This window comes from Subtercola vilae, from assembly GCF_004923255.1.
Taxonomy (GTDB): Bacteria; Actinomycetota; Actinomycetes; order Actinomycetales; family Microbacteriaceae; genus Subtercola; species Subtercola vilae.
On sequence record NZ_QYRT01000025.1, the window covers coordinates 28224 to 54436 of the forward strand.

The following is a 26213-nucleotide window of genomic DNA, read 5'->3' on the forward strand; positions in this document are numbered from 1 at the left end:
GAAGCTCGCAGAACGCGCTCGGTACCTGAGCGACATCGACCGGAACGTCATAGTCACTCGTGCGCGGAGCCGTCGGAGCTGGCTCGGTTGACCCCGTGCATCACGACCCACCCGCTCAGAGGCGGCCGAGTGCGGTGAGGAAGCGCTTGGTGTACGCGAGAGCCGGGATGGGGGGCGTGGAGTTGCAGGTGTTCGAGAGGGCAGTCTGACCGCAGGGCACGTCGCGATCGAGCGACCAGTAGTGCAGCCCGGCCAATTTGTTCTGCACGGCGTACGCCGTCATCTCGTCGATGTCCTGCAACGTGAACACCTCGTCGGAGATGTCGTTGAGGGCGATCATCGGGGTGAGTTCGATCTGTGTCAGAGGAACGGTCGGGTAGGTGTGACGGAGGTTCGTCACGGCCTGCACGGCCGAGAGGCCCATATCGCAGACGGAACCGCCCATCACGCAGACTGAAGCCGAGGCCGGGCCGTAGTCCATCACCATGAGGTTGATGGTGTAGTTGCGGATCCCCGACGCAAGCACCGTTTTGATCACCGTGTCACCGGTCGAATTCACCCCGCCGTAGCTGCCGTCAGAGGCGCCGAGTGTGGCGACGGTGAAGGAGAAGCGCAGGTTCGGGTAGCTGCTCTGAACAGCGGCCACCGCCGTCACCAGATTGCGGATGTCGGCTTCCGACTGCCCACGCTCGATGTCGAAGTCGACACCGATGAGGTTGCTACTCGCGTAGCGATCGATGAACGTGCGCATGCCGGCGGCAGACGAGCAGGTGAAGCTGCCTGCCGCGCCACCAGCGCTGACGATGTAGTCATAGTTGGCCGCGTCGAGTCCGGCGATGTTGGCATCGGCGAAGGCCGCTGCAGAGACGCCCGCCCAGTTCTCTGTGCCGCAGTCACCCGTGGCGAACGCCAGCGTGATTGCGTTCAGCTGGGGCAGTGTCGACTGCAGGGTCGTGCCGCTGCCGACGAGTGGGGTCGGCGATCCATTGACCGCTGTGGTTCCCATGGTGTAGCCGGTGCTCCAGAACATGGCCTGGGCAATGTCTTTGTACGGGCTGAAGACCAGCCCGCTGGGCGTGCCGGTGACGGGCGGGGTGGGGCTGGGAGTCGGAGTTGGGGTCGGCGTCGGCGTACTGGTGCTGCCGTCGCAGGTCGTCTCGCTCCAGTACTGCGGCGCAGCGCTCGGCGACCACCAGTTCGGCGCGAACGTCGACACGTATGCCTTGCCGTTGAACGTCACCTTGTCGCCCTTCGCGTACGCAGGATCGCCGGAGTAGGGCTGAGCGAACGGCCGGCAGGCCGTGGGTATCGGCGTAGGTGTGGGTGTGGGCGTAGGGGTGACCGTCGGGCTCGGCGTCGCAGTCGGCGTAGTGGTGTCGCAGGTCGTCTCGCTCCAGTACTGAGGCGCAGTGCTCGGCGACCACCAGTTCGGGGCGAACGTCGACACGTACGCCTTGCCGCTGAAGGTCACCTTGTCGCCCTTGGCATAGGCAGGGTCGCCCGAGTACGGCTGCTGGAATGGCGCACAGCTCGTCGTCGTGGCGGCTGAGGCGACCGCCGCGACTCCCCCGATCGCTGCTGTCATGACAATGCCGAGGATGGTGATCACCGTCAGCACCCGGCGGATCAGGCTCCGCTCCGCGGGCCCACCGGCTCTCTTGCGTACATGGTGGCCTCTCGAGGCTCCGCCAGCGTCGTCGTTCGGTCGCATCCACGTCATAGTTTTCCCCCAGAGAATCGCCGGTTGTGCGTGAGCTGAAACGCACGGTGGCGAGGCCGCTGAGTCTACTGGTAGCCGGGGCGTGGGGCCGAGCATCCGCGTCTCAGCGAGCTGGCGGCGGTAAACAAGAACCGCGCTTCGACGCAGGCGCTCGCGCGAGAGTTCCGCCCGGAATCGCGACTGCACTGCTCGGAAGACGAGCCGCTGATGCGGAAATGCCGCTGGTGAGAAAGTACCGCTGGTGGCCCCAGGCAGATTCGAACTGCCGCCCCTGCCTCCGGAGGGCAGTGCTCTATCCCCTGAGCTATGGGGCCCGGAGTGCGATGTCTAGGTTAGCACTGGCCGCGGGGTGCGTCTTCACGTGACGCCCGCGACGGCAGCGGCCGCGGTCTCATAGCAAGCGCAAAGAGAGAGCAGAGCATCCATCAAGGCCGGTCAGATGTGATAGCTCTCATGAAACCTCACGATGAGCGCATGACAGAGAACACGACCGACCGTCAGTGGCTGGATGCCCAGGGCGACCCCATCGACGAAGAAGACCGGGGGCTCGTCTACGACGTTCGCACCCTGGTGAACCGCCGCAACGTGCTCGGGCTGTTCGGCGGCATCGCTACGGCGTCGCTTCTGGCGGCCTGCTCGACGCCGACATCCGCGGCGAGCGGAGCGACGGCCAGCGCGAACGCTTCAGCAACAGCGAGCGCCACGGCGGCGGCCACTGCATCGGCAACCGCAACGACCGCCGGCGACGTGACCGAGGTGCCAGACGAGACGGCCGGCCCTTACCCGGGCGACGGATCGAACGGGGTCGATGTGCTCGGCGACTCCGGCATCGTGCGCAGTGACATCCGGTCGAGTTTCGGGTCGTCGACGACGACCGCGCCGGGGGTGCCGTTGACCATTCAACTCGGTGTGCGCGATGCGTCGACGGGAGCAGCACTCACGGGTGCCGCGGTCTATCTGTGGCACTGCGACCGTGATGGAGCGTATTCGCTCTACAGCAAAGGCATCACGTCAGAGAACTATCTGCGCGGGGTACAGGCGGTCGATGCATCGGGAATCGTCACATTCACTTCGATCTTTCCGGCCTGTTACTCGGGTCGGTGGCCGCACATCCACTTCGAGGTGTACGCAAATGTAGCGACGGCGGTGGCTTCGGGCCCGATCGTCAAGACGTCGCAGATCGCGATGCCCAAAGAGACCTGCGACGTGGTTTACGCAACCAGTGGGTACGCGCAGAGTGTGAAGAACCTGGCGAGCGTGAGCCTCAGCACCGACAACGTATTCAGCGACGACGGGGCCATCCACCAGATCGCCACGGTGTCGGGGTCGGTTGACGCGGGGTTCACAGCCGCCCTGACCGTCGGGGTGTGATGCGCGCTGGGGTGGGCGAATGTAACGGTTTGGGCCACGAAATGTCAAGGGCAGCCGAGTTCTGCACAAATTGCGGCTCAAACGCCGTGTTTGCGCGGGTCTGATCGCGGTAGACGCTACGCTGACAGCAGCAATTGACCCCCAGTAACACCCCCATGACCCAGCGTCGGGCCACAGCTCCTCACGCTCTTCGACGGGTCGCCTCACCGTTCGATAAGAAACCAGGAGCACACAATGACGTTGGCCCTCGTCTTAATCATTGTCACAGTGTGGGTGATTGTGTCGCTGCCGGTTGCGCTTATCATCGGTCGCATCCCGCGCTTAGCCGAACGGGCCGAGCTGCAGCGCTCACAGCCGACGGGTACCGTCGGTACCATCCCGCGCTGAACGCGGTTGTGATCACGCGCTGAGAGCGACTCAGACGCGGGCTGCCACCAGCGCGGTGAGCAGTACGCGCAGCTGACCGGCTGGCGCTCCTGGGTCTTCGGGGTGCCACTGCACGCCCAAGACCGGCGCGGTGATGTGCTCGAGCGCCTCGGCTGTTCCGTCGGGTGCCACGGCAGCGACCATGAGGCCCTCGCCAAGAGTCGACACGGCTTGGTGGTGCGCGCTCTGCACCCGGATGCCGGTGCTGCCGAAACGCGCCGCGAGAGTGCTGGCCGCATCCAGTTCGACCGCGTGAGACGACATGGTCGCCGACACTGCGACGCCCGTACGCCGGTGCAGCCCGGTCTCGTCGAGATGCTGCGTGAGGGTGCCGCCGAGCGCCACATTGATGATCTGGTGCCCCCGGCAGATGCCGAGAAGCGGTGTCTTTCGTTCGACCGCACGCCGAACGAGCGCGATCTGGCCGAGATCGGCCTCGGTCGAATGTGCGCCTTCGGCCGGGTATCCGGATGCCCCACCATAGAATCGCGGGTCAACGTCTTCGCCGCCCATGATCACCACGGCGTCGGCGTCGTCGGTGAGCGCAAGAAGCGCTCGTGGGCCGAGGTCGGCCGCGGCCAGCCGGGTCACCTCGAAGCCGAGTTCGGTCGCCTCGCGCACCACACGCGAGTTGAGCACGTCGACGTACGAGTGGTATTCGGGTCGGGTCGGGCGATGCGCAGAAACCTCGACCACGACCAGTCGGCGGCGTTCGAGGTGCTCGGCCCGAGCTTCCGGCGTGCGGGTGATAGAACCGAAGACAGCGCCAGGGGCAGCCGATGTGAGTGTCATGCTGCGCCCTCCTCGTGCATCAACGGTGCTCAGCAGGCTCGACGCCCGCACGTGTTCCTACAGTCAACGCTGCCGTCGCCCCGCCCGCCACCGGGCGCGTAACGCGGTGTCACACTTCTGCGTCGCGCTTCTGCCGCAGAAACGACTTCTGAAGCGCCCCGGCCGCGCGGGCCGGCGCCGTGCCAGACTGAGATCGTGCCAGCTACGTTTCTTGTTGTCCCCGAGTGGCAGGGCTCCGGTTCGAGCCGCGCCATGCAGCTCATCGACGGTGCCGACGCCATTGCGGGCGACCTCCCCGCGGCCGTGACCCGGCGTGTGAGCGTTCCCCTCGGTTCGGGTGAGAGCCTCGGTACCGGGGTGAGTCGCATCAGTGCGCTGCACACGGTGCGCGACGCGGTGGCGCAGGCGCTCGACCAGCTGGCGGCCGCTGCCGCGATCGATGCCGTCAACGCCACTGCCGATCCCGATCCCGATCCCGATCCCGATCCCGATCCCGCGAGCATCCCCCGCCCGCGCGCCGACATCGTCGTCACCATCGGCGGCGACTGTGGAGTCGAACTCGCCCCCATCACGGCCGCAAAGCGCACCCACCCGAAGCTGGCCGTGGTCTGGCTGGATGCCCACGCCGACCTGCTCACCCCCGAAACCTCCGACACCGGAGCCTTCTCAGGTATGACGCTTCGCACCCTGCTCGGCGAGGGCTCAGAGCTGCTCGTTGCGGCACCGGGGCAGCGCCTCGAGCCGTCGCACGTGGTACTGGCCGGGGTGCGCTCCTTCGACGATGCCGAAGAGGAGTACATCCGGAAGCACAGCATCACCCTTGTCGACGTCGACGCTCTCTCGCAGAGCGAAGAACTGGAGCGGGGCGATGCTCTCGTCGAGGCGATTCGGGCCACCGGTGCCGACAGCGTCTACCTGCACGTCGACCTCGATGTGCTCGACCCCGCCGAGATTGCGGGCATCAGTTTTCCTGAGCCGTTCGGCGTCACCGTTGCAGCCCTCGTCGAGAACATCACCGCCGTGCGCCGGGCGTTCGCGCTGGTCGGTGCCGGCATCACCCAATTCGCCCCTTCGAGCCCCGATGCCGCGTCCGACGACCTGTCAGCGGTGCTGCGCATCATCTCGGCGCTGACCCGCGCACTCTGACCCATACGCTGACCGGCGCACCCTGACCAGGGCACTCCGACCCGCACGCTCGTGCCGGCACTCGGCTCTACTCCCCCGGGCCCACGCTGGCAAGCGTCGCACGCCATTCAGACGCCTGTCACACCCCGGCGCTAGTGTGAGACGAAACCCGCTGCCGGCGCACCCCGCGCCCGGCCGTCGAGAGGAACACCGTGGCCACACCAGACTCTGGCAGCACATTCGACGTCATCGTCATCGGCGCCGGCGCCGTGGGCGAGAACGTTGCAGACCGCGCAAAGCAGGGCGGCTTGAGTGTCGCCCTCGTCGAAGCCGAACTGGTGGGCGGCGAGTGCTCGTACTGGGCCTGCATGCCGTCGAAGGCGTTGCTCCGAAGCGGCGCGGTCGTTCGTGCGGCGCAGAAGGTGGGCGGCGCGCGTGAGGCCGTCACCGGCAGCATCGACGTGCAGGCCGTGCTGAAGCGGCGCAACTCCACGGTGAACAACTTCGACGACTCCAGCCAGGCCGACTGGGTGAAGGGTGCCGGGCTCGAACTCGTTCGCGGCCACGCCCGCTTCACCGGGGTCAAGACGATCGAGGTCACCGCGCCCGACGGCACGATCAGCACCCTCACCGCTCGCCACGCTGTCGTCGTCTCCACCGGTTCTGCCGCTCTGCTGCCCGACATTCCGGGCCTTCGCGACGCGAGCCCGTGGAGCAGCCGCGAAGCCACCTCGTCAAAGGTCGTTCCGGCGCGACTCGCCATCATGGGCGGCGGGGTTGTCGGTGCCGAGATGGCCACGGCCTACGCCTCACTCGGATCGCAGGTCACCCTGCTCTCCCGCAGCGGCCTGCTCGGCAACCAAGAACCGTTCGCCGGTGAGATGGTGCGCGACGCGCTCATCGAGCTGGGCGCCGACGTGAAGATCGGCGTCAACGTCACCGCGGTCAGCCGTAACGGCGCTGGTGGCGAAGTCACGCTCACCCTCGATGACGGCAGTCAGCTCGTCGTCGACGAACTGCTTGTGGCCGTCGGCCGCACGCCGAACACCGGCGACCTGGGGCTGTCGAGCATCGGTCTCGAGCCGAACAGCTGGCTGAACACCGACGACACGCTTCTGGTTCAGGATGCCGATCAAAAGCCCCTCGAGGGTGAGTGGCTCTACGCCACCGGCGACGTCAACCACCGCGCACTCCTCACTCACCAGGGCAAGTACCAGGCCCGGGCAGCCGGAGACGTCATCGCCGCCCGCGCCCTCGGCAAGCCCCTGTCGACCGGCCCCTGGGGCGCCCACGTCGCCACAGCAGACCACGAAGCCGTGCCGCAGGTGACCTTCACCGACCCCGAGGTCGCCTCCGTCGGTCTCACGGCAGCGGCGGCAGAGAAGGCCGGCTACCGCACGAAGGTCGTCGACTACAACATCGGCTGGGTGGCCGGGGCGTCTGTCACGGCCGACGGCTACACGGGCCAGGCCCGCATGGTGGTCGACGAAGACCGTCAGGTCGTTCTCGGTGTCACCTTTGTCGGCCAAGAGGTCGCTGAGCTGCTGCACTCCGCCACGGTGGCGGTGGTGGGTGAGGTTCCGCTCTCCCGTCTGTGGCACGCGGTGCCGTCGTACCCGACGATCAGCGAGGTGTGGTTGCGACTGCTCGAGACCTACGGCCGCGATGCGTCGAGCTTCTAAGCTGTGGGCATCCAGACCCTGAAGGCGCTGGGCCGCGCTTACGCGGTGCCGGCACTGAAATCGGCCCTCATCGCCCCTCCGCTCGCGCGGGCCGGGTTTCTGTACGCGACGCTTGTGGGTGTCGTGTGGGGTGCCGTGCTCAGCACCGGTCGCATTCGCCGCGTGAACGGCTTGTTCGTGTTCACCGGTGTTCCGCAATGGGCGTTCTCGCGCGGCGGGTCGTGCATCGGTGGGGTCTACCTCACCGACACGAACGCCGCGGCTACCGTGCTCGAGCACGAGGCCGTGCACCGCGAGCAGTGGATGCGGTACGGCCTGCTCTTTCCTCTGCTGTACTTTCGGGCCGGAACCGACCCGCTCACAAACAGGTTCGAGATCGAGGCAGGCCTCGAGAAGGGTGGTTACCGGTGAACGGTATGCCAGATGACACCGGCAGGTCAGGGGCGACAGGGTCGACAGGGTCGACAGGGTCGACAGGCATGTCGGGCAAGACCGTCGTCATCACGGGCGGGAGCTCGGGCATCGGCCGTGCGGCCGCTCGCGCGCTGGCCGCTGACGGCGCCCGCGTGGCGGTGGTGGGTCGCAACCCCGAACGCACGCACCAGGTTGCCGACGAGATCGGCGGCGAAGCATTTCTCGCCGACTTCGACCGGCTCGACGACGTGCGCAGGCTCGCGGATGCCCTACTCACCCGCTTCGCACGAATCGACGTGCTGGCGAACAACGCCGGCGGCCTCATCTCGAAGCGGGCTGACACCGTCGATGGCCACGAGCGCACGATTCAGAGCAACCATTTCGCGCCGTTCCTGCTGACCAACCTGCTGTTGCCCCGGCTGCGGCAGAACGCCGCCGAGGCGCCGGTGCGCATCATCGCGACGGCCAGCAGCGCTAACTCATTCGGCCGGCTGCGGCTCGACGACCTCGATCTGCGCCACAGGCGCTGGCTCGCGGGCTGGAGCGCCTATGGGCAGGCGAAGCTGGCCAACATCGTCTTCACCGAAGAGCTCGCCCGGCGAACGGCGGGCAGCGGTATTGAGGCGTACAGCTTTCACCCTGGGTTCGTTGCGACGTCATTCGGGGCCGACACCGCCCTGCTGAAGTTCGCCAACACGGTCGGCGGCGGGCGGCTCGGGCTGAGCCCCGAAGCGGGCGCGGTGCCACTCGTGCAGCTCGCTTCGGTACCCAACGTGGGCTCCCCCAGCGGAACCTACTTCAGCCAGCTGAAGCCGAACGGGCACACCGCCCGGCAGGCGGGTGACGCGGCGCTGGCGTCGGCCTTCTGGGCAGCGTCAGAGCGTGCGGTCGGCTGGAGCGCACCGCCCACGGCCTGATCACTGGCCCGATGCCAACCGCCACCGCTGGGCGAAGTCTGTCAGCGAACGAAGGTGCCGGAGCCGGTGCTGCTGCCGATGCGATCGACCATGTCGAGACGCAGTTCGTGGACTAGGGCATCCGTGCCGTCGATGAAGACGACCAGTTCGCCGCCGTCGACCTCGAGGTCACCGGTCGACATCTCGCTGACCCAGGCACGAACCGCGCGCCCCAAGGCTTGGCCCGGCCGGCATGTCTCGCAGGTGCCGGGCTCTCCCGAGCGGGTCTCGCGCACGAGCCACGCCACGGTGATGAGTTCGGGGGTCTCGAATGGCACGATCTCTGCCGCGCTGGCAACCTCGACGAAGACCTGCCCGCGTACCCGCTCACCCAAACCGCTGGCGAGGTGCTGCAGGGTCGCAATCGACGATGTGGTGCCCGCCAGAAGTACCCGACTGGTGCCCTCGGTGGCCGTCACTAGGCCATTCATCACTACACTCATTGTGATTCAAGCATAGGCTTGCCTTACCTAACAACGCAAGCGCCTGATGCTGCGAAAACCACGTGAACGGGCCCGCCGACGGTTGCGTGATCAGCCGCGGGCGTTCCAGACGGGCGGGTGCACGAGGTCCCAGCGGAGACGGCGTTCGAGCTGACGCCCGATGGCGAACAGGGTCGCCTCGCCGCCCGGCCGCCCGATGAGCTGCACGCCGAGCGGCAACCCGGCGGCGGTTGTCCCCACGGGCAGTGTGATGGCCGGCAGGCCTGTGACATTCACGAACGACGTGAAGGGCGTGTACTGCACTTGCTGCGCGAAGTTGTGCTCGCCGTCGACCGCGTCGAACCAGCCCACGGGTCGCGGTGGCAGCGCCAGGGTCGGTGTGACGATCGCGTCGAAGCTCGCGAACTGTTCGATGACTGAGCGTTCGTAGGCCGAGAGCGTCGACAGTGCCTGCGCGAGGTCGGCCGCACTCAGTTCACGCCCGCGGTGCATCAGCCAGCGCGTCAGCGGTTCGAGCAGGTGCTCGTTCGAGTCATCGGCGGGCAGCAGTGCCGCACCGGCCTGCCAGATGGTGCGAAAAGCGGGGGCGTACTGCTCGCTCGGCGGCAGCGACACCTGTTCGAGCCCGTGGCCGAGCGAGGCGAGCAGCCCCAGCGTCTGCTCGTAGGTCTGCCGCACCTCGGAGTCGATGGTGATCTCGTAGGCGGTGTCCCACGGCGACTCGAGCAGGCTGCCCAGCTGAAAGCGGCCTTCGCCGCGGATGGCCGCCCCGAGGTACTGCCCGTCGGAGTTCTCGGGGGCGCGCAGGCTGAAGTGGTGCCGGGGGCGGGAGCCGTTCGGGCTGATCATGCCGTCAAGCAGCAGTGCGGCATCCGACACCGTTCTGGCCAGCGGGCCTCCGACGGGCAGCCCGGCCAGCGCGCCGATGCCCGACGTCGAGGGAACCAGGCCACGCGTGGGTTTCACGCCCACGAGCCCGGTGGCTGCGGCGGGAATGCGAATGGAGCCGCCGCCGTCGCTGCCCGGCGCGAACGGCAGCATGCCGGAGGCCACGGCCACCGCTGCTCCGCCACTGGAACCACCCGGGCCGAGCGTGGGGTCGTAGGGGTTACGAGCGGGCGGCGCCACGAGGTTCTCGGTGTAACTCGGCAGGCCGAACTCGGGCGTGGCCGTCTTGCCGAGGCTCACCCCGCCGGCCGCGTCGAGCACCTCGGCGATCTCGTCGGATTCGTCTGGAACAAAATTCTCGAACAGCCGCGAACCGAAGGTGGTGCGAACCCCCGCCCGGCGCACGAGGTCTTTGTCACCGAACGGCAAACCCCAGAGAGTGCTGCTGCGAGGAACTTCGTCTTCGACGTACCGCGCCCGCTCGCGGGCCTTCTCGGCCGTGACCTCGTGAAAGGCGCCCAGCTGGGGATTCAGCCGTTCGATGCGTGCCAGGTAGTGGTCGGTCAGTTCGAGAACGCCCACCTCGCCCGTCTGTAGGAGCGCGTACTGTTCGAGGGCAGTGAGATCGTGCAGCTCTGACATGCTCCGAGCCTACGCCGGGCCGTTCGCGGTCGCCGTCTCCGTCGCGTCAGGCAGCGGGCCCTGCCCGGCCCGGCGGGCATCCTCGGCCCGCTGGGCGTCGCCGAAGAGTTCGTCGAGATCGGCGTCGGGATCAGCGACCAGCCGTTCGGTGGCGGCCGCATGCACGCGCACGCGACCGCTCGCGTCACCACGACGGGCCTCGAGCGGTGCCAGCGCTGCCGCACCGAGCATCGCGAGAGCGCGGCTCAGGCTGCGCTCGGTCTCGTGAGTACCACGCGCAAGCTGCGAACACAGGTGCTCGGCGAGCTCGGGCTCCTGCCCCGCGGGCACAACACCGGCCGCCGTGCGCCAGGCGGCTCGTGCCACTCCGTCATCGGGGTCGCGAAGAAGCTCGGGCGTGATCGCCGCCCACCCGGCCGGGTCACCGATCTTCGACAGCGTGTGCAGCGCCTGGCTGCGCGCCTGCGACTCGTCGGCTCCCACCTCGTAGACCAGGCGCCGAACGGTCGCCGATGACGGATGCCGCATCAGCGCCCAGGTGAGCATCTCGCGCACGAAGAAATCAGGCTCGACGGCACTACGCCTCACCAGCACATCGACGAACGACGCATCGGGAGTGGTACCGGCGGCGAGCGCGCCCTGCAGCCTCACCGACGACGACTCGTTCTCGAGCACACGGCGCAACCGGGCTGCAGGGCTGGGCGGCCCAGCATTGCCAGCACCACCAGCCCCACCAGCACCACCACCAGCCGGGCCAGCCGGGCCGACAGCGTCGCTCACCCGGCGCTACTTCAGGTGCTTCTGCAGCAGCACAGTGCCGAGCCAACGGTTGAACTTGAAGCCGACCTTGCCGAGGCGGCCCACCTCGACAAAACCGAAGTTCTCGTGCAGCCGGATCGACCCTTCGGCCCCCTTGTCGACGATGACGGCCAGTACCTCTTTGATGCCCGCGGCCTTGGCCTTCGCGAGCAACTCTTTCAGCAGTACCTTGCCGAGGCCCTTGCCGGTGGCGGCAGGCCCGAGGTAGATCGAGTCTTCCACCGTTCTGCGGTAGGCCGCCTTCTGCTTCCACGGCGACACATACGCGAACCCGATGACCTGCCCACTCGCCCCCACCGCAACGATGAAGGGCATGTCGAGCTTGCTGACCCACTCGAACTTCGTCTTCCACTCGGCCAGCGTCATGGCATCTTCGTCGAAGGTGACCACGCTGTTGGCCACGTAGTGGTTGTAGATCTCCCGCACGTAGGGCATGTCGGCCGCCACGGCATCTCTGATCGTGTACTCGAAGGTCTCTTCCGGCGGGGCCGGCGGGCGCAGGTTCGCCGGCAGTTTGCGTCGGGGCTGGTATTCCTCTTCAAGCATGAAATCAAGCCTAATCGTGTTGGAGCACGTTCCACTCGATCGGCGCACTGCCCTGCACCGCAAGGGCCGCGTTTGCGCGGCTGAATGGTTTCGAACCGAAGAAGCCGCGGCTCGCCGACAACGGGCTCGGATGCGCCGACTCGATGACCGGCACCGACCCGAACCACGGCGCGAGGGTCGCCGCGTCACGCCCCCACAGAATGGCGACCAAGGCAGTGTTGCGCGCCACGACGGTCTTGATCGCGAGTTCAGTGACCGCCTCCCAGCCCTTCTTGCGGTGCGACCCAGCGACGCCCGGCTGAACGGTGAGCACGCGGTTCAGCAGCATGACCCCGTGTTCAGCCCAGCCTGTGAGGTCGCCGTGGGGCGCAGGGGCGATGCCCAGATCATCCTGAAGCTCCCGGTAGATGTTGCTGAGGCTTCGGGGCAGCGGTCTGACGTCACGTGAGGTGGCGAATGACAGGCCGATCGGATGCCCGGGGGTCGGGTAGGGGTCTTGCCCCACGATCAGCACGCGAACGTCGGCCAGCGGGTAGCGAAAGGCCCGCAGCACGTCGCCCCCTGCCGGCAGGTAGCCCCGCCCGCTCGCGGTCTCTTCGCGCAGAAACTCACCCATCGACCGAATGGTGTCGGCGACGGGTTCGAGCGCTTCGGCCCATCCCGCGTCGATCTGGCCCTCGGCCGCCAGCTGGGTGAGCGTCTTCGCGTTCAGCTCGCGCCCATCGTGGCCACGCGAACCCCGCCGTTCTCACTGGTGACGGTCCAGACGCTGCCGCGCCCGACGACCCGCAGCGGGCCCTCGCCGATAATGAGTGCCGTGTGCTCGTCGATGGCGATGCCGCTTTCTACGAGGCCAGCCTCGGTAGCAGCCACCAGGCGAGACAGCGTTCCCCACTGGGCCGCGTGCACCTCGACAGCGAGGTCGATCAGCCCGATACCCTCACCGATGCTCACCTCGTCGAGGTCTTCGGCTGCCTCGCTCGGCGAGACTTCGACGTCGCCGATCTTCCAGCCTCCGATGAGCGCGCGGTCGGAGGCGATGGCCGCCCCGGCCGAGAACCCGAGATAGGGCACTCCGCCGGAGATCTGCCGGCGGATCTCGCCGAACGCCGGCTCGATGCTGTCGCGGTAGGCGGGGGTCAGCCCGCCCCACACCAGAATGCCGTCGACATCGGCGAGCAGGGCGGCGTTGATCGGCGCGCCTTCGGTGGCGAGAATGGCAACCGGCACCAGTTCTGCCACCAGCTGCAGCGCCGCCGCGACGGCCGCGAACTTCTCCGGGCCGTCTCCGTCGCGAACGAGAACCAGCGCGACACGCGGGCCCTCGAGGCGCCCGGCCTGCAACGCACGCTCGGCTGCCTCAGAGAGAAACTCCCGGTAGACGTCTCCGTCGTCTTCAGGCGGCCAGCCGCCACCCACCAGATGGATGCCCATCAGACGCTCACCGGCGGGTGAGCCGACCACGGAAAGACGATCCAGCGATCGGTCTTCTTCCAGTAGAAGTCGGGCTCGATCACCGATCGCGGCTTCGCGTACAGCGTGGCGCTCTTCACCGTGACACCGATCTTCGTCAGCATGTCGACGACGAGCGCGAGGGTTCGGCCCGAGTCGGCAACGTCATCGACGAGCAGGATGTTCTTGCCGATCAGCGCGGTGTTGTCGAGCATCGGCGGCAGAATGACCGGCTCGGGCAACGTGGTCTCGATGTCGGAGTAGAACTCCACGTTCAGGCTGCCGCAGCTCTTGGTGCCGGTGGCGTAGGCGAGCGCCCCGGCCGGCAGCAGGCCGCCGCGGGCGATGGCGATCACGAAGTCGGGCACGAACCCGCTCTCGAGCACGCTCGTGGCGAGCACCCGGGATGCCTCACCGAACTCGAGCCAGCCCAGCACCTCCCGCTCGGGCGCCTGTGGTTCGCCGGTGACACGTACGGGTGTTTCAGTGCTTTCAGCCATTGTTCAACGGTACCGGTATCTCGGCTGCCCGTTCAGCCCTCTTTGACGGCCAGCGGCCCGCGGTGCACCTTGTAGGCCGCAGACTGCGCCACCGGCTTGATGACCACGAGGTCGAGGCTGATGTGCGGCGCCAGTTCGACCATGGTGCGGATGGTCGCGCCCACGTCGCCGGCACTCAACGGGTTCGGCACGCTGGCGTACACCGCGTCGGCCCTCGCCTTGTCTCCCTTGAAACGCACCAGCGAGAACTCCTCGGTGTGCACCATTCCAGGAGCGATCTCGAGCACGCGGATGGGTTCGCCGCTCAGCTCGAGGCGCAGCACGTCGATCATCGACGACACCGCGAACTTGGCCGCGTTGTATCCGCCGCCGCCCTCGTACGCGATGTGGCCCGCGATCGACGACACAGTGAGGATGTCGGCGACCGCCTCGCCCGTCGGGGCGCCCGCGACCGAGGCGCGCAGCAGTGGCAGAAGAGCAGACACCACTCGCTTCACGGCGAGCACGTTGATCTCGTACATCCACGCCCAGTCATCGACCGAGCCGTGCTCGACCGAATCGAGGCCGGCCGCTCCCCCGGCATTGTTGATGAGGGTGCTGACACCACCCGTCTCGGCGAGGTGCGTGGCCAGGGCATCCACGTCGGTCTGTTCTGTGAGATCGGCAACGAAATAGGTCGCGCCGGTCTCGTCGGCGAGCGCCTTCAGACGGTCTTCGCGCCGGGCAACAGCCACGACATCCCAGTCGTGCTCACGGAGCGCACGCACGGTGGCTGCCCCGATTCCCGAGCTGGCTCCGGTGACGACGGCACGACGAATGGTGTTTGCCAAGGCTTGCTGCTTTCTTCAGTGGTTTCGGTGTGGTTACAACGGTATCCGCAATAACATTTCGTTCTCGTTACCCCGTGTTGCGAGCCTCGTTGACCTTGCTGGGCGCGCTATCTACTGTTACCACTGAGGCTCCACCCACAAGCTAAGGAATCAACGATGACCGACAACTCCGCCGATTGGCAGTTCGAGACCAAGCAGATCCACTCGGGTGCCGCGCCCGACCCCGTCACCAACGCCCGTGCGACGCCGATCTACCAGACGACGTCGTACGTCTTCAACAACGCGGAGCACGCGAAGAACCTGTTCGCGCTGGCCGAATTCGGCAACATCTACACGCGTATTCAGAACCCCACCCAGAACGTTGTCGAAGAGCGCGTCGCGGCTCTCGAAGGCGGAACAGCAGCGCTGCTGGTCGCCTCGGGCCAGGCGGCGGAGACCTTCGCCGTGCTGAACATCGCCCAGGCCGGTGACCACATCGTGTCGAGCGCGTCGATCTACGGCGGCACCTACAACCTCTTCAAGTACACCCTCGCGAAGCTCGGTATCGAGACCACGTTCGTGGAGAACCAAGACGATGCTGACGAGTGGCAGCGCGCCGTTCGCCCGAACACCAAGCTGTTCTTCGCCGAGACCATCGGCAACCCGAAGATCAACATTCTCGACATTCGCCTCGTCGCCGATGTGGCGCACGAGAACGGCGTGCCGCTGATCGTCGACAACACGATTGCGACCCCGTACCTGATTCGCCCGTTCGAGCACGGCGCCGACATCGTGGTGCACTCGGCCACGAAGTTTCTGGGCGGCCACGGCACTGTCATCGGCGGCATCATCGTCGACGGCGGCCGGTTCAAGTGGAGTGAGAACTCGGAGAAGTTCCCGGGTCTCACCACTCCCGACCCGTCGTATCACGGCGTCACGTACACCGAGGCACTGGGCGACGGCATCGCGTACATCATCAAGGCCCGCGTGCAGTTGCTGCGCGACCTCGGCGCATCCATCGCCCCCGCCAGTGCATGGCAGCTCATCCAGGGCATCGAGACGCTGAGCCTGCGCATCGAGCGCCATGTTCAGAACGCCCAGGAGGTCGCCGAGTGGCTTGACAACCACGACGACGTCGCCACCGTGTACTACGCCGGCCTGCCGACGAGCCCCTGGTACGAGGCGGCCAACCGCTACGCACCCAAGGGTGTCGGTGCGGTGCTGTCGTTCGAGCTGAAGGGCGGGGTGGATGCCGGGCGTGCGCTGGTCAACACACTCAGCCTGTTCTCCCACCTCGCCAACATCGGAGACGTTCGCAGCCTCGTGATTCACCCCGCCTCCACCACCCACTCGCAGCTCACCCCCGAGCAGCAGCTGACCTCCGGCGTCACGCCCGGGCTCGTTCGTCTGTCGGTGGGGCTTGAGAACATCGCCGACATCAAGGCCGACCTCGCGGCCGGCCTTGATGCAGCGCGAGAGGTCGCGCGCGCCAACGCAGCGTAGAGCGCCCACGACGTCGGTCGCGCGTAACACTGTCGAGCAGCCGCCAGAAGTTCGTCAGAATAGAAGAACAATGGACTGGCAGATATCTGAAGACACCGTTCCGAGCGATTTCATCACCGACGCGCAGATTCGGTCGATCCTCGGCAAGCCGAAAGCGACCGGCGCCTGGCGCGACGGCGACCCCGTGGGCAATCGCCAGTTCGCCCACATCGGCGACCTCACCTTCGAAAACGGAGGCCAGGTCGCCGATGTGCGTCTCGCCTACGAGACCTTCGGCACTCTGAACGAACAAGGCGACAACGCGATACTGGTGGCGCACGCCCTGACGGGCGACTCCCACGTCGCGGGGCTGGCGGGGCCCGGGCATCCGACAGCCGGCTGGTGGAGCCCGCTCGTCGGGCCCGGGCTCGCGCTCGACACCGACCGCTACTACGTTGTTGCTCCGAACATGCTCGGCAGCTGCCAGGGCTCCACCGGGCCGGCCTCGGTGGCTCCCGACGGGCAGGAGTGGGGGGCGCGATTCCCCTTCACCAGCATTCGAGACCAGGTTCAGGCGCAACACCGCCTGATGGGCACCCTCGGCATCGAGAAGTGGGCCGCCATTGTGGGCGGGTCGATGGGCGGCATGCAGGTACTCGAATGGGGAGTCGAGCATCCGGGAGCCGCCGAACGACTGGCCATCATTGCAGCCCCGGCCATCTCGAGCGCCGACCAGATTGCGCTCAACTCGGTTCAGATCGAGGCGATTCGCGCCGACCCGCTTTTTCGCCACGGCGACTACTACGACGCGAAGATCGGCGAGGGCCCCCATTCGGGGCTTGCGTTGGCCCGACGCATGGCTCTGCTCAACTACCGCAGCCACACCGAGCTGAATGACCGGTTCGAACGCAGCTGGCAGAGCGGAATCAGCCCGCTCGGCAGCGGCGGCCGCTTCGCCGTGGAGTCGTACCTCGATTTTCACGGCAACAAGTTCACCCGGCGCTTCGACGCCAACAGCTACATCACGCTGGTCGAAGCGATGAATTCGCACGACGTCGGTCGTGGTCGCGGCGGCATCGTCGAAGCGCTGCGGCGGGTCACGGCCAAGACACTGATCGTCGGTATCGACAGCGATCGCCTGTTTCCGGTGCCCGACCAGCAGCTGATCGCCCTGCACGCTCCCGGCAACATCGATGGCACCGAGGCCTCCGTCATCAGCTCACGGTTCGGGCACGACGGCTTCCTCATCGAATACGACACGGTGGGCCGCGAGATACGGCGACTGTTCGCCGCATAGGCCCCCACCTCAGGGCCGGCTCAGCTTTAGCTCAGGATTGGCTCAGGGAGCCAGACCCCTCTCTTGAGGGTCACTCCTTGCCGTTAGCATCAGCAGTGTGAAGAGGCACATCGAACCGCTGCTCCGCACAGCGGCCTGGCTGGAAGGCGCGGTTTTCACCGTGTCGTCTCTGGCGTGCTTCGCGATCTCCGGTGACATCCCCCTCTTCGCACTCGTCAGCGTTATTCCGCTCTACTTCGTGATGCTGGTGAGCTACTTCATGATGGGCCGCTCGTCGGCGGTGCTCTGGCTCATTGTCACGACCGTCGTGGGTTTCAGCATCAGTGCACTGCTCAGCCTCGCCATAACGGCGAACCCGTCGAACATCGGTGCCCTGCTCCTGCTGTGCGGCGGCGGCATCGGTGCCATGGCCATCGTGCTGCAGAGCTCCCGCGCCGGGCGGTACTACCTCGTGGCCATCTTCGTGCTCAACATAGTCATCACCCTGCCGGCGATGAGCGTCGATGGCGCCGCCCAGGCCCTCACCATCTTCATCGTCAGCTGGTCGGTCAACGTCACGGTGGGCATCTGGATCACCGACAGCGTGCGCCGAGCCCGCAACCGCATCGCCCGCCTCGGCACGGCGCATCAGGCCGAACGCAGCGCCAGCGAGCTCGAGGCGCAGCGCCGGCAGAGCGCCCGGCTGCTGCACGACACAGTTCTGGCGACGCTCACGCTGCTGGCGCACTCCGGTGTGGGGGCAGATCCGGATGCCCTGCGGGTGCAGGCCGGTGAAGACGCCGTTCTGCTGCGGCAGTTGCGACTCGGTGAGACGCCGTCGCCCCGCTCGTCTGGCGGCTACACGATGCAACCCGATGAGGTCGCCGTGGTGGGGCAGAGCATCCGGTCGCTGCAGCAACGTTTTCAACGACGGGGTCTCACCGTGCACTGGCACGGCGACGGCGACATCACCCTGCCGCAGACGGTTCGGAGTGCCTTTCTGCTCTCGCTCGGCGAATGCCTCGAGAACGTGCGGCGGCACTCGGGCGTCGACTCGGCCGATGTGACGATCTCGCAAGACGCGGCCGGTGTGCGTGCGATGGTCACCGATTCGGGTGTGGGGTTCGATACCGACGACGTCGAACGTGGCCGCCTCGGTATTGCGGAGTCGGTGGTCGCGCGCATCAGAGACGTGGGTGGCAACGCGCGCATCTTCTCGGCGCCCGGCGCAGGTACCACCGTTGTTCTCGAGGTGCCGCGATGACGATCGCACCGAAGGCCCCGATGCCGGGTACGGCACGGGCCGACACCGAGGAGCCGGGCAACGGCCTGCTGACCCGCCTGGTGCGGGCGCGCACACTCGGCCCCGAAGCACTCGAAGCGCTGCGAAACGACGTGGCGTCAGACTCGCGAATCGGAATCGGCTACCTCGGAATCGGCGCGATCGTCGCGGCCACCATTCTGAGTGTGCGCGGCCTCGCCATCTTCATCATCAACTGGAATGCCTACGACTCCCCCTGGCTGACCCTTGCGGCGTGGATCGTCGTGGCGCTCACCATGACCGGTGCGTGCCTGTTGGCCAGCTCACGCGGCAGCCGACTGCCCACACCGGCGTTCGTCGCCGTGCTCGGCCTGCTCGCCGCGGCGGTGGTCGCCGACCTCATCTCGTCAGACGGTTTCTCACCGAGTACGCCCGAGGTCACCGTGATCGTGGGCGCCGGCGCAACGCTGCTCGCGCTCGTGGCCTATCGCCCCCTCAACCAGCTGATTCTGGCCACCCTGCTGCTTGCCGCTTTTCTGCTGGCCGTGGCCATCAGCGGCATCAGCCAGTTGCCAGACACGGCCCGCCCGCAGATCGAGGTGATCGTGGTGGCCATCGCCCCCACGCTCATCGGCATTCTCATCGTGAAGGCCTTCAGCCGGTTCATCGAGCGCGAGCTCGACCGTACCCTCATCTCTTCGACCATCTCATCGCCGCACTTCGCGGTGGGCATTCTCGGCAGCGACGAGCTCGCCCGGCTCGACCAGCGCGCCGAAGAACTGCTCTCCGATGTCGCCACCGGCCGCCTCTCGCTGCCGCTGAACGCAGAACAGTCAGCCGCAGCAGCCACTCTGGCGAACGACCTGAGACTGCAGCTCGTCGCGGGTCGGCGGCAGACCTGGCTGCAACACGCCATCGACGATTCCGACGTTCTGCGGCCCACCGTCGCCCTGTTCGACAGCACCGGTCTCGCCGGCTACCTCGAACCCGAGCAGCGTGAGGGCCTGCTGTCAGCGGTCTGGCTGATGGCTGCATCGGCGGCGCGTCTTGCTCCGGCCATCACCATCACCGTCGGCCCGCAGGCCGCCCCACCTCTTCCCAGTTCGAGCGCCACCATGGCGTTTCCCATCGACATTGCGATCGATGGCATTGCGCGTCGGCGCATCGACACCACCATCTGGGGAGCACTCGACCGCGTGGGCCAACATTCAGAGAGCGGTAGGCACGGTTCGTTGCGAATCGTCATCTCTGTGCACGTCGATACTCCCGAGTCATAGAATCACCACCTCAGAAGGGCCTCACCATGAGTACGTCACACGAAAACATCAGACTGGCGATCGTCGATGATCACCGCATGCTGCTCGGTGCACTCACCGAGTGGATTCGGGGTGCCGCCAGCGACATCACCATGGTCGCCGCCGTCACGACCTGGCCCGACCTGCTGACGCACGTCGAGTTTCCTGTCGATGTGGTGCTTCTCGACCTCGACCTCAAAGACAACCTGCCCATCTCGGTGAAACTCCGTGCCCTGAAGTCGGCGGGGGTGAAGACCGTGCTGATGAGCACCTATTCAGAACCGGTGGTCATTCGCGAGGCACTGGCGGCCGGCGCCCTCGGTTACCTGGTGAAGAGCGAGGAGGCCGACATGATCGTCGAGGCCATCCGCGCAGCGGCGAAAGGCGAACCGTTCATCTCGAGCGAGCTCGACCTGGCCCTCAGCACCGAAGAGTCGGGCGGCAGCTCACCCAAGCTCAGCGCGCAGGAGCGTCGGGTGATGGCCCTCTACGGTGGCGGCGAGCCGGTCAAACAGGTGGCTGAGCAGCTCAGCATCTCAGAAGAGACGGCGAAGAGCTACCTCAAGCGCATCCGCGAGAAGTACCGGGTTCTGGGCATCGACGTGGGCACCAAGGTTGCGCTTCGCAAGCGTGCGATTCACGACGGCCTGCTGCTGCACGACGACTACCTGACGAGCGAGGCGCCCGAGTCTCCGGCGACGGCTGCCGAGTAGCCTTTCGGGCCTGGCTCGACGCCCGAAACCGGCTCCGGGTCGATCGAAGGGCCGCCGTGCTGTGCGTGGCGCCGGCGCGTGCGCCTCTCGACCGCGAAAGCGGTCACGGCCAGCGCGATACCGAACAGGCTGAGAACGATGCCCACCCAGATGGGCGCGATGTAACCGAGTCCGGCCGCCAGCGCGAGACCTCCGAAAATCGGCCCGAGTGCGTTGCCGAAATTCAGGGCTGAGTGGTTCAGGGCCGCGGCGATCGACTGGCTCTCGCCCGCAACATCCATCAGCCGTGACTGGATGATCGGTGACAGCGCAGAGCTCGCGAGCCCGAGAACGAACAGCCCGGCGAAGAGCCCGACCGGGTTGCTGACCAGAATCAACAGTTCGACCAGCGCGGCGATCAGCAGCACGAAGAAGAAGATCATCGAGCGCTTCAAGGCGTGATCGGATGCCCAGCCACCGATGAGGTTGCCGAACGTCATACCGAGGCCCACTGTCGCCAGGGCCCACGGAACGAAGCCGACCGTCAAACCGGTGACTGTCGTGACGATGGGCGAGACGTACGTGTAGGTACAGAAGAAGCCGCCGAACCCAATCGCCCCGATGGCCACGGTGAGCCAGACCTGGGGCCGACGGAACGCGGTGAGTTCTTTGCGCATGGTGGCCGAGCGGTCTCCGGGCAGGTTCGGCACCGTCACGAGAACCGCCACGAGCGCCACTACGAAGATGCCAGCCACGATGAGGTACGACACGCGCCAACTGGTCTGCTGGCCGATGAACGTGACAAACGGAACGCCGATGACGTTGGCCACGGTGAGGCCGCCCAGCACGAGCGCCACTCCCCTGCCGCGCTTGCCCGGGCCCATCAGCGAACCCGCCACGAGCGCCGCAATACCGAAGTAGGCCCCGTGCGGAAGCGCGGAGATGAATCGGGCCAGCAGAATGAGCCCAAAGCTCGGCAGCAGTGCAGACGCAACCGTGCCGAGAATGATGGCCACCAGAAGCCAGAGCAGCACGATCTTGCGTGGCCAACGGGCCACTGCCGCCGCCACGGTCGGCGCACCGACAACCACACCGGCGGCATAGGCGGTCACCAGCAGGCCGGCCTGGCCGTTCGCCTGCTCGCTCGAGACCGCGAACACGTTCGGTAGCAGGTCGCGAGCGAGGTTCGGCAGCAGCCCCATAGCGACGAACTCAGAGCAACCGATTCCGAACCCGCCGAGAGTCAGGGCCAGAAGCGCAAGGCGAATGCGGGTCGGCGAAAGCGCGCTCGGCATAGTGAGAAAAGTAGTCACTGCCCCATGGTAAATCAGGTGGGGACGTGAAATCGAATCGATTCGATGGTTTGTAACGAGATGTTCACGCGAGCCGGGGCGACCGGTCTGCGGGCTCCGGTCGATCGCCGAGCTAGCCGGTAGCCGGTAGCCGGTGTGCGGCCGGTCGACGGTCAGTCGCCGAGTGCCTCTTCGAGACGGTCGAGCTTGGCGGTGAGCTCGCCGCTGTAACCCGGGCGAATGTCGGCCTTCAGAACCAGCGAGACACGGGTGCCGTACGCACCCACCGCCTCTGTGGCGCGCCTGATCACGTCGAACACCTCGGCCCACTCGCCCTCGATGGTGGTGAACATCGAATCGGTGTGGTTCGGCAGGCCGGATTCCCGCACGATCTTCACCGCGGCGGCAACCGCGTCATGAACCGAGGCGTCGGGGCCTTCGCCCCCGGAGGGTGCAACAGAGAACGCTACGAGCATCAGACCGCCACCTTCACAGATTCGACGAACACGGGGCCGAGCGCGCGAACCCGGCTCGTGAAGAGGGCTCGCAGCGCCAGGCCGAACAGCACCACCTCGAGCCCGTTGCGCGCGGTCAGCACCAGCAGCATGAGCGGGTCGAGCGACAGCAGCCAGTCGTACAGATACGGGTACATCAGCTGGGTGAGCGCGGCCAGAACCGCCGCGATGATGGCAAAGGTCTTGAACGCTCGGCCCTGCCAGATGAGGCCGAGAATGACCGGGGCGGTGATCCACAGCATGAACTGCGGCGACCCCACCTTGTTGAAGACGATGAGCGCCATGACCAGGGCCAGCGAGAGGGCCGGGAGCACCTGGGTGACCGACGCGCCGCTTCGAACGACAAAGACACCGAGCAGCAGCACCACGAGAACCGCGACCGCGAGCAGAGGCGTAGTGAGGAAGTCGGCCACCGTGCCGCCGCTGCCCTTCACCTGGAAGGTGAGAATGTTCTGGTCGTAGTACACGCGCGAACCCGGCACCTTGAAGTACGCCATCCACATCCACGGGATGCTCACCGGCGCTTCGACCTGCAGGCCGCGGCTCGTCTGCTGTGTGACGAAACTGAACAGGTTCGCGCCGGCGCCGAGCAGCAACCCCACGACAGCGACGGCGACGGCTGTCACCGCTGCAGCAACGGCCACCGTGACGCGGCGGCGCGCCGCGATGATGACCGCCACCACCAGCGCCACGGGCCAGACCTTCACCCAGGTCGCCAGGGCGAGCATGAGCCCGGCGGCAGCCGGGCGACGAATGGCGAATAACAGGCCCACGATGACCAGGGCCACGGTGAAGCTGTCGATGCGGCCAAGGGCAACGGGCCCGAGCAACAGCAGAAATGCGAGCCACCACCACGCAGCCACGAAACGCAGCGGGTTGCCGAGTGGGGCAGGGCGGGCATCCGGAGCCGGCGTGACCGGCTCTGAGGTGGTGCGGGAGTTCAGGATGAACGCGAAGACAGCGCCGTTCGCCACGAGTACCAGGAGAAACCAGCCCACTCCGTAGAGCAAACTGCCGAGCCCCATGGCAGCGATCATGGGTACCAGCGCGAGCAGCGGATACACCCACGGGCCGTCGATACCGACCCAGTAGCCGCCGATGGCGTGATGGATCCACGTGCTGTACACGATGGTCACATCGCCCCAGGGCAGAGTGGGCGCGGTGAGGCCCACATAGGCGAGCCACAGGTGGATGAGTACAAAGGCTGACCAGAGCACTAGGGGGTTTCTTGCCAGTCGACGCACCCCGCAATCATATGCGGCAGTGCTGTGACAACGCGAAGCGGCACTCGGGCAGCCGAAACACACCTCGCTCGCCGGGGCCTCCCAGCGGGTCGTCCAGGTGCGCTGTTCGCTCGTTCGCACCATGCGCCGCGCCCCACGCCCCACGCACCTCATCACCCACTTCGAGTGGTCACTCTGAGAGCAACAAACAACGCGAAGGCGCAACTCAGCGAGGGCGAGACCGCCGCTGGGCGACGAAGGGGGGCGCGGGTTAGGCAGGGAAGGGCGCGGGGCTAAGGCTGCGCGCGGGGCTAAGGCGGGAGGCTGCGTAGGCTACGGGAGGCTGCGTGGGCTACGGGAGGCTGCGCAGGTGCGCGATGGTGGCGGGCAGGGCCTCGGCGATGTCGAGGGCAGTGATGGGGCCGCCGTTCGAGGCGCGGGCACCCGCGAGGCCATGCAGAACGTCAGCAGCGGCGGCGATGCGCGCCAGGGCGGAGGGGTTGCTGAGTACCTCATCGGCGTGGGCGGCGAGCAGCGCACCGAGGATGCCCGCCAGCACGTCTCCCGAGCCAGCGGTCGCGAGCTCGGTGGTCGGCGACACTGTGCGAAAAGCGATCGCCTCCAGCCCGACAGATGCGACGACAGCGGCGGGGTCTGCGGGCACAGGCACCTGGATGACGGCAGGGCCAGCTTCTCGGGCGCGAGTGGATTCGGGGGCGCGCTCTGAATCGCCCGAGGCGCCACGAGCAGGTGCAGAGCCAAAGGCCCGAGCAGGGCCAGGGGCAGCGATGGTGTGCGTGACGTGTCCCTTCAGCAGAACGGCGACGCCGAGCATCCGGGCGGCCTGGGCGGCCCACAGGGCAGGATCGCGACTGATGTCGGCGCGGGAGACGGTGACGCCGCGGTCGCCGAGCAGTTTCTGCAGCTCGCCGGCGTGCGGGGTGATGATGGCGGGGCCGGTGGCGTGGGCGATGAGGTCGAGGGCTCCGGCGTCGATGATCACCGGATGCCCCTGCCCCAGCACCTCGATCAACGCCGCCGTGACGGCGGGTTCCCGCGACGCGGCGTCGATTCCCGAGCCGACCAGCCACGCCTGAACGCGCCCCTCGGCGGTGACGATCTCTGGTCGGCGTTGCATGACCAGGCGGGTCGCGCGCCCCGGCCCGAGGTAACGGATCATGCCCACCCCCGTGCGGCTCGCCCCCTCGACGCCCAGAACCGCGGCGCCCGGGAAGCTCGGGCTGCCCGTCATGATGCCGAGCACGCCGCGGGAGTATTTGTCGTCGTCAGGCTTCGGGGGCGAGACGTACTGCCGGGCATCCGTGGCGCCGAAGTCGTGCCAGGTCACGGGGATATCGTTCTGGGGCATGACTCCACGATAGGTCGTGCGTAGGCCCCGCGGCGGGGTCTTTCGCGCTCGGCGAGAGATGTCTTTCGCGCGCCGCCCGGAATAACTCACCGCCCGCGCGGCTTCGACCCCACGTGACCTCTCCAACACTGTTCGACCCGTTCACCCTGCGCGACACCGTCTTTCGCAACCGACTGTGGGTGGCGCCGATGTGCCAGTACTCGGCCGTCAAGCGCGACGGCGTTGCCACCGACTGGCACTTCGCCCACCTCACCGCGTTCGCGGTCGGCGGCGCGGGGCTCGTCATCACCGAGGCCACCGCAGTGAGCCCCGAGGGCCGCATCTCGCCCGAAGACCTCGGGTTGTACACCGACGAGCAGCAGGCTGCCTTCGCCCGCATCACAGCGATGCTGCACGCGCAGGGGGCGGTGGCTGGCATCCAGCTGGCGCACGCGGGCCGCAAGGCCTCGACATTCAAACCGTGGGCAGGGCAGCGCGGTACCGTTCCTGTGAGCGAGGGGGGCTGGATGACCGTGGGTCCGTCGCCCGTGCCCTTTCCCGGCTACGAGGCCCCCGTCGAGCTGACGCTCGCCGGCATCGACGACGTTGTGGCCGACTTTCGCGCCGCGGGCCGGCGGGCGGTCGACGCCGGGTTCGACGTGATCGAGGTGCACGCAGCACACGGATACCTTCTGCACCAGTTTCTCTCCCCGCTCAGCAACGACCGCACCGACGAGTACGGCGGCAGCCTCGAGAACCGGGCGCGGCTGACCCTGCGCGTGGTGGCGGCGTTGCGCGAGGAGGTGGGGGCGGGCATCCCGATCTTCGTTCGCTTCTCGGCCACCGACTGGTCGCCGACAAACGAGTGGAACGTGGAGCAGACGGCTGAGGTGGCCCAGTGGGCGCACGATGCCGGGGCCGACTTCTTCGACGTGTCGAGCGGTGGAAACGTTACAGGGGTGCACATTCCCGTCGGGCCGCTGTACCAGGTGGAGCTCGCCGCCGAGATCAAGGCGACCACCGGGCTGCCCGTCAGCGCCGTGGGGCTCATCACGACCTCGGCCGAAGCCGCATCGGTGCTTGAGTCGGGCCGTGCCGACGCCGTCATGATGGCGCGCGAGTTTCTGCGCGACCCGCACTTCGTGCTGCGCGCCGCGCACGAACTCGGCGTCACCCTCGACTACTGGCCCGCCCAGTACGAGCGCGCCGCCTGGCCCTCCGCCTGAGACCCTCCCCCGCCATCC

At 67.1% G+C, this 26213-nt stretch carries 26 protein-coding genes and 1 tRNA gene; 12 read left to right on the plus strand and 15 right to left on the minus strand.

The window, feature by feature from the left end:
• Positions 1–115 precede the first annotated feature (115 nt).
• Together D4765_RS19235 and D4765_RS12680 are read right to left on the minus strand one after the other, a co-directional pair.
• Positions 116–1720, minus strand: coding sequence for a carbohydrate-binding protein (locus D4765_RS19235; RefSeq protein ID WP_161580438.1), 1605 nt, complete (start codon positions 1718–1720; stop codon positions 116–118).
• A 239-nt stretch (positions 1721–1959) separates the two neighbouring features.
• Positions 1960–2034 (minus strand) — tRNA-Arg (locus tag D4765_RS12680).
• Positions 2035–2194: 160 nt separating this feature from the next.
• Between D4765_RS12680 and D4765_RS12685 the strand changes: the two genes are divergently transcribed.
• Together D4765_RS12685 and D4765_RS19240 are read left to right on the plus strand one after the other, a co-directional pair.
• A complete protein-coding gene (locus tag D4765_RS12685; protein ID WP_136642672.1) occupies positions 2195–3091 on the plus strand; it encodes an intradiol ring-cleavage dioxygenase in 897 nt (298 codons plus the stop codon).
• Positions 3092–3325: 234 nt separating this feature from the next.
• Positions 3326–3478, plus strand: coding sequence for a hypothetical protein (locus D4765_RS19240; RefSeq protein WP_161580439.1), 153 nt, complete (start codon positions 3326–3328; stop codon positions 3476–3478).
• A gap of 30 nt (positions 3479–3508) precedes the next feature.
• Here the strand turns inward: D4765_RS19240 and D4765_RS12690 are convergent, their stop codons facing one another.
• Positions 3509–4309, minus strand: a complete 801-nt coding sequence (locus D4765_RS12690; RefSeq protein WP_136642673.1) for a gamma-glutamyl-gamma-aminobutyrate hydrolase family protein — start codon at positions 4307–4309, stop codon at positions 3509–3511.
• A gap of 195 nt (positions 4310–4504) precedes the next feature.
• On the opposite strand from D4765_RS12690, the gene D4765_RS12695 reads away from it, so the two are divergent.
• From D4765_RS12695 to D4765_RS12710, 4 genes are all read left to right on the plus strand, one after another.
• Positions 4505–5455, plus strand: coding sequence for an arginase family protein (locus D4765_RS12695; protein WP_237280412.1), 951 nt, complete (start codon positions 4505–4507; stop codon positions 5453–5455).
• 191 nt (positions 5456–5646) lie between these two features.
• Complete coding sequence (locus D4765_RS12700; protein ID WP_136642674.1) at positions 5647–7116, plus strand: dihydrolipoyl dehydrogenase family protein; 1470 nt, start codon at positions 5647–5649, stop codon at positions 7114–7116.
• 27 nt (positions 7117–7143) lie between these two features.
• Positions 7144–7527: a Fe-S oxidoreductase gene (locus D4765_RS12705; RefSeq protein WP_416351971.1), complete on the plus strand. Its 384-nt coding sequence runs from the start codon at positions 7144–7146 to the stop codon at positions 7525–7527.
• Between the two features lie 5 nt (positions 7528–7532).
• Positions 7533–8447, plus strand: coding sequence for an SDR family NAD(P)-dependent oxidoreductase (locus tag D4765_RS12710; protein ID WP_272898624.1), 915 nt, complete (start codon positions 7533–7535; stop codon positions 8445–8447).
• A 41-nt stretch (positions 8448–8488) separates the two neighbouring features.
• On the opposite strand, the gene D4765_RS12715 is transcribed toward D4765_RS12710, so the two are convergent.
• The 8 genes from D4765_RS12715 to D4765_RS12750 form a co-directional block, all read right to left on the minus strand.
• Positions 8489–8917, minus strand: coding sequence for an SIP domain-containing protein (locus D4765_RS12715; protein ID WP_161580440.1), 429 nt, complete (start codon positions 8915–8917; stop codon positions 8489–8491).
• Between the two features lie 102 nt (positions 8918–9019).
• A complete protein-coding gene (locus D4765_RS12720) occupies positions 9020–10459 on the minus strand; it encodes an amidase (RefSeq protein WP_136642676.1) in 1440 nt (479 codons plus the stop codon).
• A 9-nt stretch (positions 10460–10468) separates the two neighbouring features.
• A complete protein-coding gene (locus tag D4765_RS12725; protein WP_201799312.1) occupies positions 10469–11239 on the minus strand; it encodes a HEAT repeat domain-containing protein in 771 nt (256 codons plus the stop codon).
• Between the two features lie 6 nt (positions 11240–11245).
• Positions 11246–11824 (minus strand): GNAT family N-acetyltransferase, encoded by a 579-nt coding sequence (locus D4765_RS12730; protein WP_136642677.1) that lies wholly within the window; start codon positions 11822–11824, stop codon positions 11246–11248.
• 10 nt (positions 11825–11834) lie between these two features.
• Entirely contained in the window at positions 11835–12536 is a 702-nt protein-coding gene (locus tag D4765_RS12735) for a uracil-DNA glycosylase (protein ID WP_201799314.1), read from the minus strand.
• On the minus strand, positions 12533–13288 hold the full coding sequence (locus D4765_RS12740; protein WP_237280414.1) for a type 1 glutamine amidotransferase family protein: 756 nt from the start codon (positions 13286–13288) through the stop codon (positions 12533–12535). Before D4765_RS12740 ends, D4765_RS12735 begins: the two co-directional genes overlap by 4 nt.
• Positions 13258–13776 carry a phosphoribosyltransferase gene (locus tag D4765_RS12745; protein WP_136642679.1) on the minus strand — a complete coding sequence of 173 codons (519 nt, stop codon included), beginning with the start codon at positions 13774–13776 and terminating at the stop codon, positions 13258–13260. The genes D4765_RS12740 and D4765_RS12745 overlap by 31 nt, the downstream gene beginning before the upstream one ends.
• A gap of 32 nt (positions 13777–13808) precedes the next feature.
• Positions 13809–14606 carry an SDR family oxidoreductase gene (locus D4765_RS12750; RefSeq protein ID WP_201799313.1) on the minus strand — a complete coding sequence of 266 codons (798 nt, stop codon included), beginning with the start codon at positions 14604–14606 and terminating at the stop codon, positions 13809–13811.
• 156 nt (positions 14607–14762) lie between these two features.
• On the opposite strand from D4765_RS12750, the gene D4765_RS12755 reads away from it, so the two are divergent.
• From D4765_RS12755 to D4765_RS12775, 5 genes are all read left to right on the plus strand, one after another.
• Entirely contained in the window at positions 14763–16088 is a 1326-nt protein-coding gene (locus tag D4765_RS12755) for a bifunctional o-acetylhomoserine/o-acetylserine sulfhydrylase (RefSeq protein ID WP_136642680.1), read from the plus strand.
• A gap of 70 nt (positions 16089–16158) precedes the next feature.
• Complete coding sequence (metX, locus tag D4765_RS12760; RefSeq protein WP_136642681.1) at positions 16159–17364, plus strand: homoserine O-acetyltransferase MetX; 1206 nt, start codon at positions 16159–16161, stop codon at positions 17362–17364.
• Between the two features lie 97 nt (positions 17365–17461).
• Complete coding sequence (locus D4765_RS12765; RefSeq protein ID WP_237280415.1) at positions 17462–18607, plus strand: sensor histidine kinase; 1146 nt, start codon at positions 17462–17464, stop codon at positions 18605–18607.
• Positions 18604–19881, plus strand: coding sequence for a hypothetical protein (locus D4765_RS12770; RefSeq protein ID WP_136642683.1), 1278 nt, complete (start codon positions 18604–18606; stop codon positions 19879–19881). Before D4765_RS12765 ends, D4765_RS12770 begins: the two co-directional genes overlap by 4 nt.
• A gap of 26 nt (positions 19882–19907) precedes the next feature.
• Positions 19908–20612: a response regulator transcription factor gene (locus D4765_RS12775; protein WP_136642684.1), complete on the plus strand. Its 705-nt coding sequence runs from the start codon at positions 19908–19910 to the stop codon at positions 20610–20612.
• Here the strand turns inward: D4765_RS12775 and D4765_RS12780 are convergent.
• The 4 genes from D4765_RS12780 to D4765_RS12795 form a co-directional block, all read right to left on the minus strand.
• Positions 20564–21904: an MFS transporter gene (locus D4765_RS12780; RefSeq protein ID WP_420824536.1), complete on the minus strand. Its 1341-nt coding sequence runs from the start codon at positions 21902–21904 to the stop codon at positions 20564–20566. The genes D4765_RS12775 and D4765_RS12780 overlap by 49 nt on opposite strands.
• Positions 21905–22056: 152 nt before the next feature.
• Entirely contained in the window at positions 22057–22359 is a 303-nt protein-coding gene (locus D4765_RS12785) for a thiamine-binding protein (RefSeq protein ID WP_136642685.1), read from the minus strand.
• Positions 22359–23615, minus strand: a complete 1257-nt coding sequence (locus D4765_RS12790) for a glycosyltransferase 87 family protein (protein WP_161580441.1) — start codon at positions 23613–23615, stop codon at positions 22359–22361. Before D4765_RS12790 ends, D4765_RS12785 begins: the two co-directional genes overlap by 1 nt.
• Before the next feature lie 358 nt (positions 23616–23973).
• Entirely contained in the window at positions 23974–24990 is a 1017-nt protein-coding gene (locus D4765_RS12795) for an ADP-dependent NAD(P)H-hydrate dehydratase (protein ID WP_237280416.1), read from the minus strand.
• 113 nt (positions 24991–25103) lie between these two features.
• Here D4765_RS12795 and D4765_RS12800 point away from each other — a divergent pair, with 113 nt between their 5' ends.
• Complete coding sequence (locus D4765_RS12800; protein ID WP_136642687.1) at positions 25104–26195, plus strand: NADH:flavin oxidoreductase/NADH oxidase; 1092 nt, start codon at positions 25104–25106, stop codon at positions 26193–26195.
• Positions 26196–26213 lie beyond the last annotated feature (18 nt).

Coding starts and splice junctions, on each gene's coding strand:
- D4765_RS19235 (WP_161580438.1), bottom strand. CDS start 1,720: ATGACGTGGATGCGACCGAACGACGACGCTGGCGGAGCCTCGAGAGGC.
- D4765_RS12685 (WP_136642672.1), top strand. CDS start 2,195: ATGACAGAGAACACGACCGACCGTCAGTGGCTGGATGCCCAGGGCGAC.
- D4765_RS19240 (WP_161580439.1), top strand. CDS start 3,326: ATGACGTTGGCCCTCGTCTTAATCATTGTCACAGTGTGGGTGATTGTG.
- D4765_RS12690 (WP_136642673.1), bottom strand. CDS start 4,309: ATGACACTCACATCGGCTGCCCCTGGCGCTGTCTTCGGTTCTATCACC.
- D4765_RS12710 (WP_272898624.1), top strand. CDS start 7,533: ATGCCAGATGACACCGGCAGGTCAGGGGCGACAGGGTCGACAGGGTCG.
- D4765_RS12715 (WP_161580440.1), bottom strand. CDS start 8,917: ATGAATGGCCTAGTGACGGCCACCGAGGGCACCAGTCGGGTACTTCTG.
- D4765_RS12720 (WP_136642676.1), bottom strand. CDS start 10,459: ATGTCAGAGCTGCACGATCTCACTGCCCTCGAACAGTACGCGCTCCTA.
- D4765_RS12730 (WP_136642677.1), bottom strand. CDS start 11,824: ATGCTTGAAGAGGAATACCAGCCCCGACGCAAACTGCCGGCGAACCTG.
- D4765_RS12745 (WP_136642679.1), bottom strand. CDS start 13,776: ATGGCTGAAAGCACTGAAACACCCGTACGTGTCACCGGCGAACCACAG.
- D4765_RS12755 (WP_136642680.1), top strand. CDS start 14,763: ATGACCGACAACTCCGCCGATTGGCAGTTCGAGACCAAGCAGATCCAC.
- metX (WP_136642681.1), top strand. CDS start 16,159: ATGGACTGGCAGATATCTGAAGACACCGTTCCGAGCGATTTCATCACC.
- D4765_RS12770 (WP_136642683.1), top strand. CDS start 18,604: ATGACGATCGCACCGAAGGCCCCGATGCCGGGTACGGCACGGGCCGAC.
- D4765_RS12775 (WP_136642684.1), top strand. CDS start 19,908: ATGAGTACGTCACACGAAAACATCAGACTGGCGATCGTCGATGATCAC.
- D4765_RS12785 (WP_136642685.1), bottom strand. CDS start 22,359: ATGCTCGTAGCGTTCTCTGTTGCACCCTCCGGGGGCGAAGGCCCCGAC.
- D4765_RS12795 (WP_237280416.1), bottom strand. CDS start 24,990: ATGCCCCAGAACGATATCCCCGTGACCTGGCACGACTTCGGCGCCACG.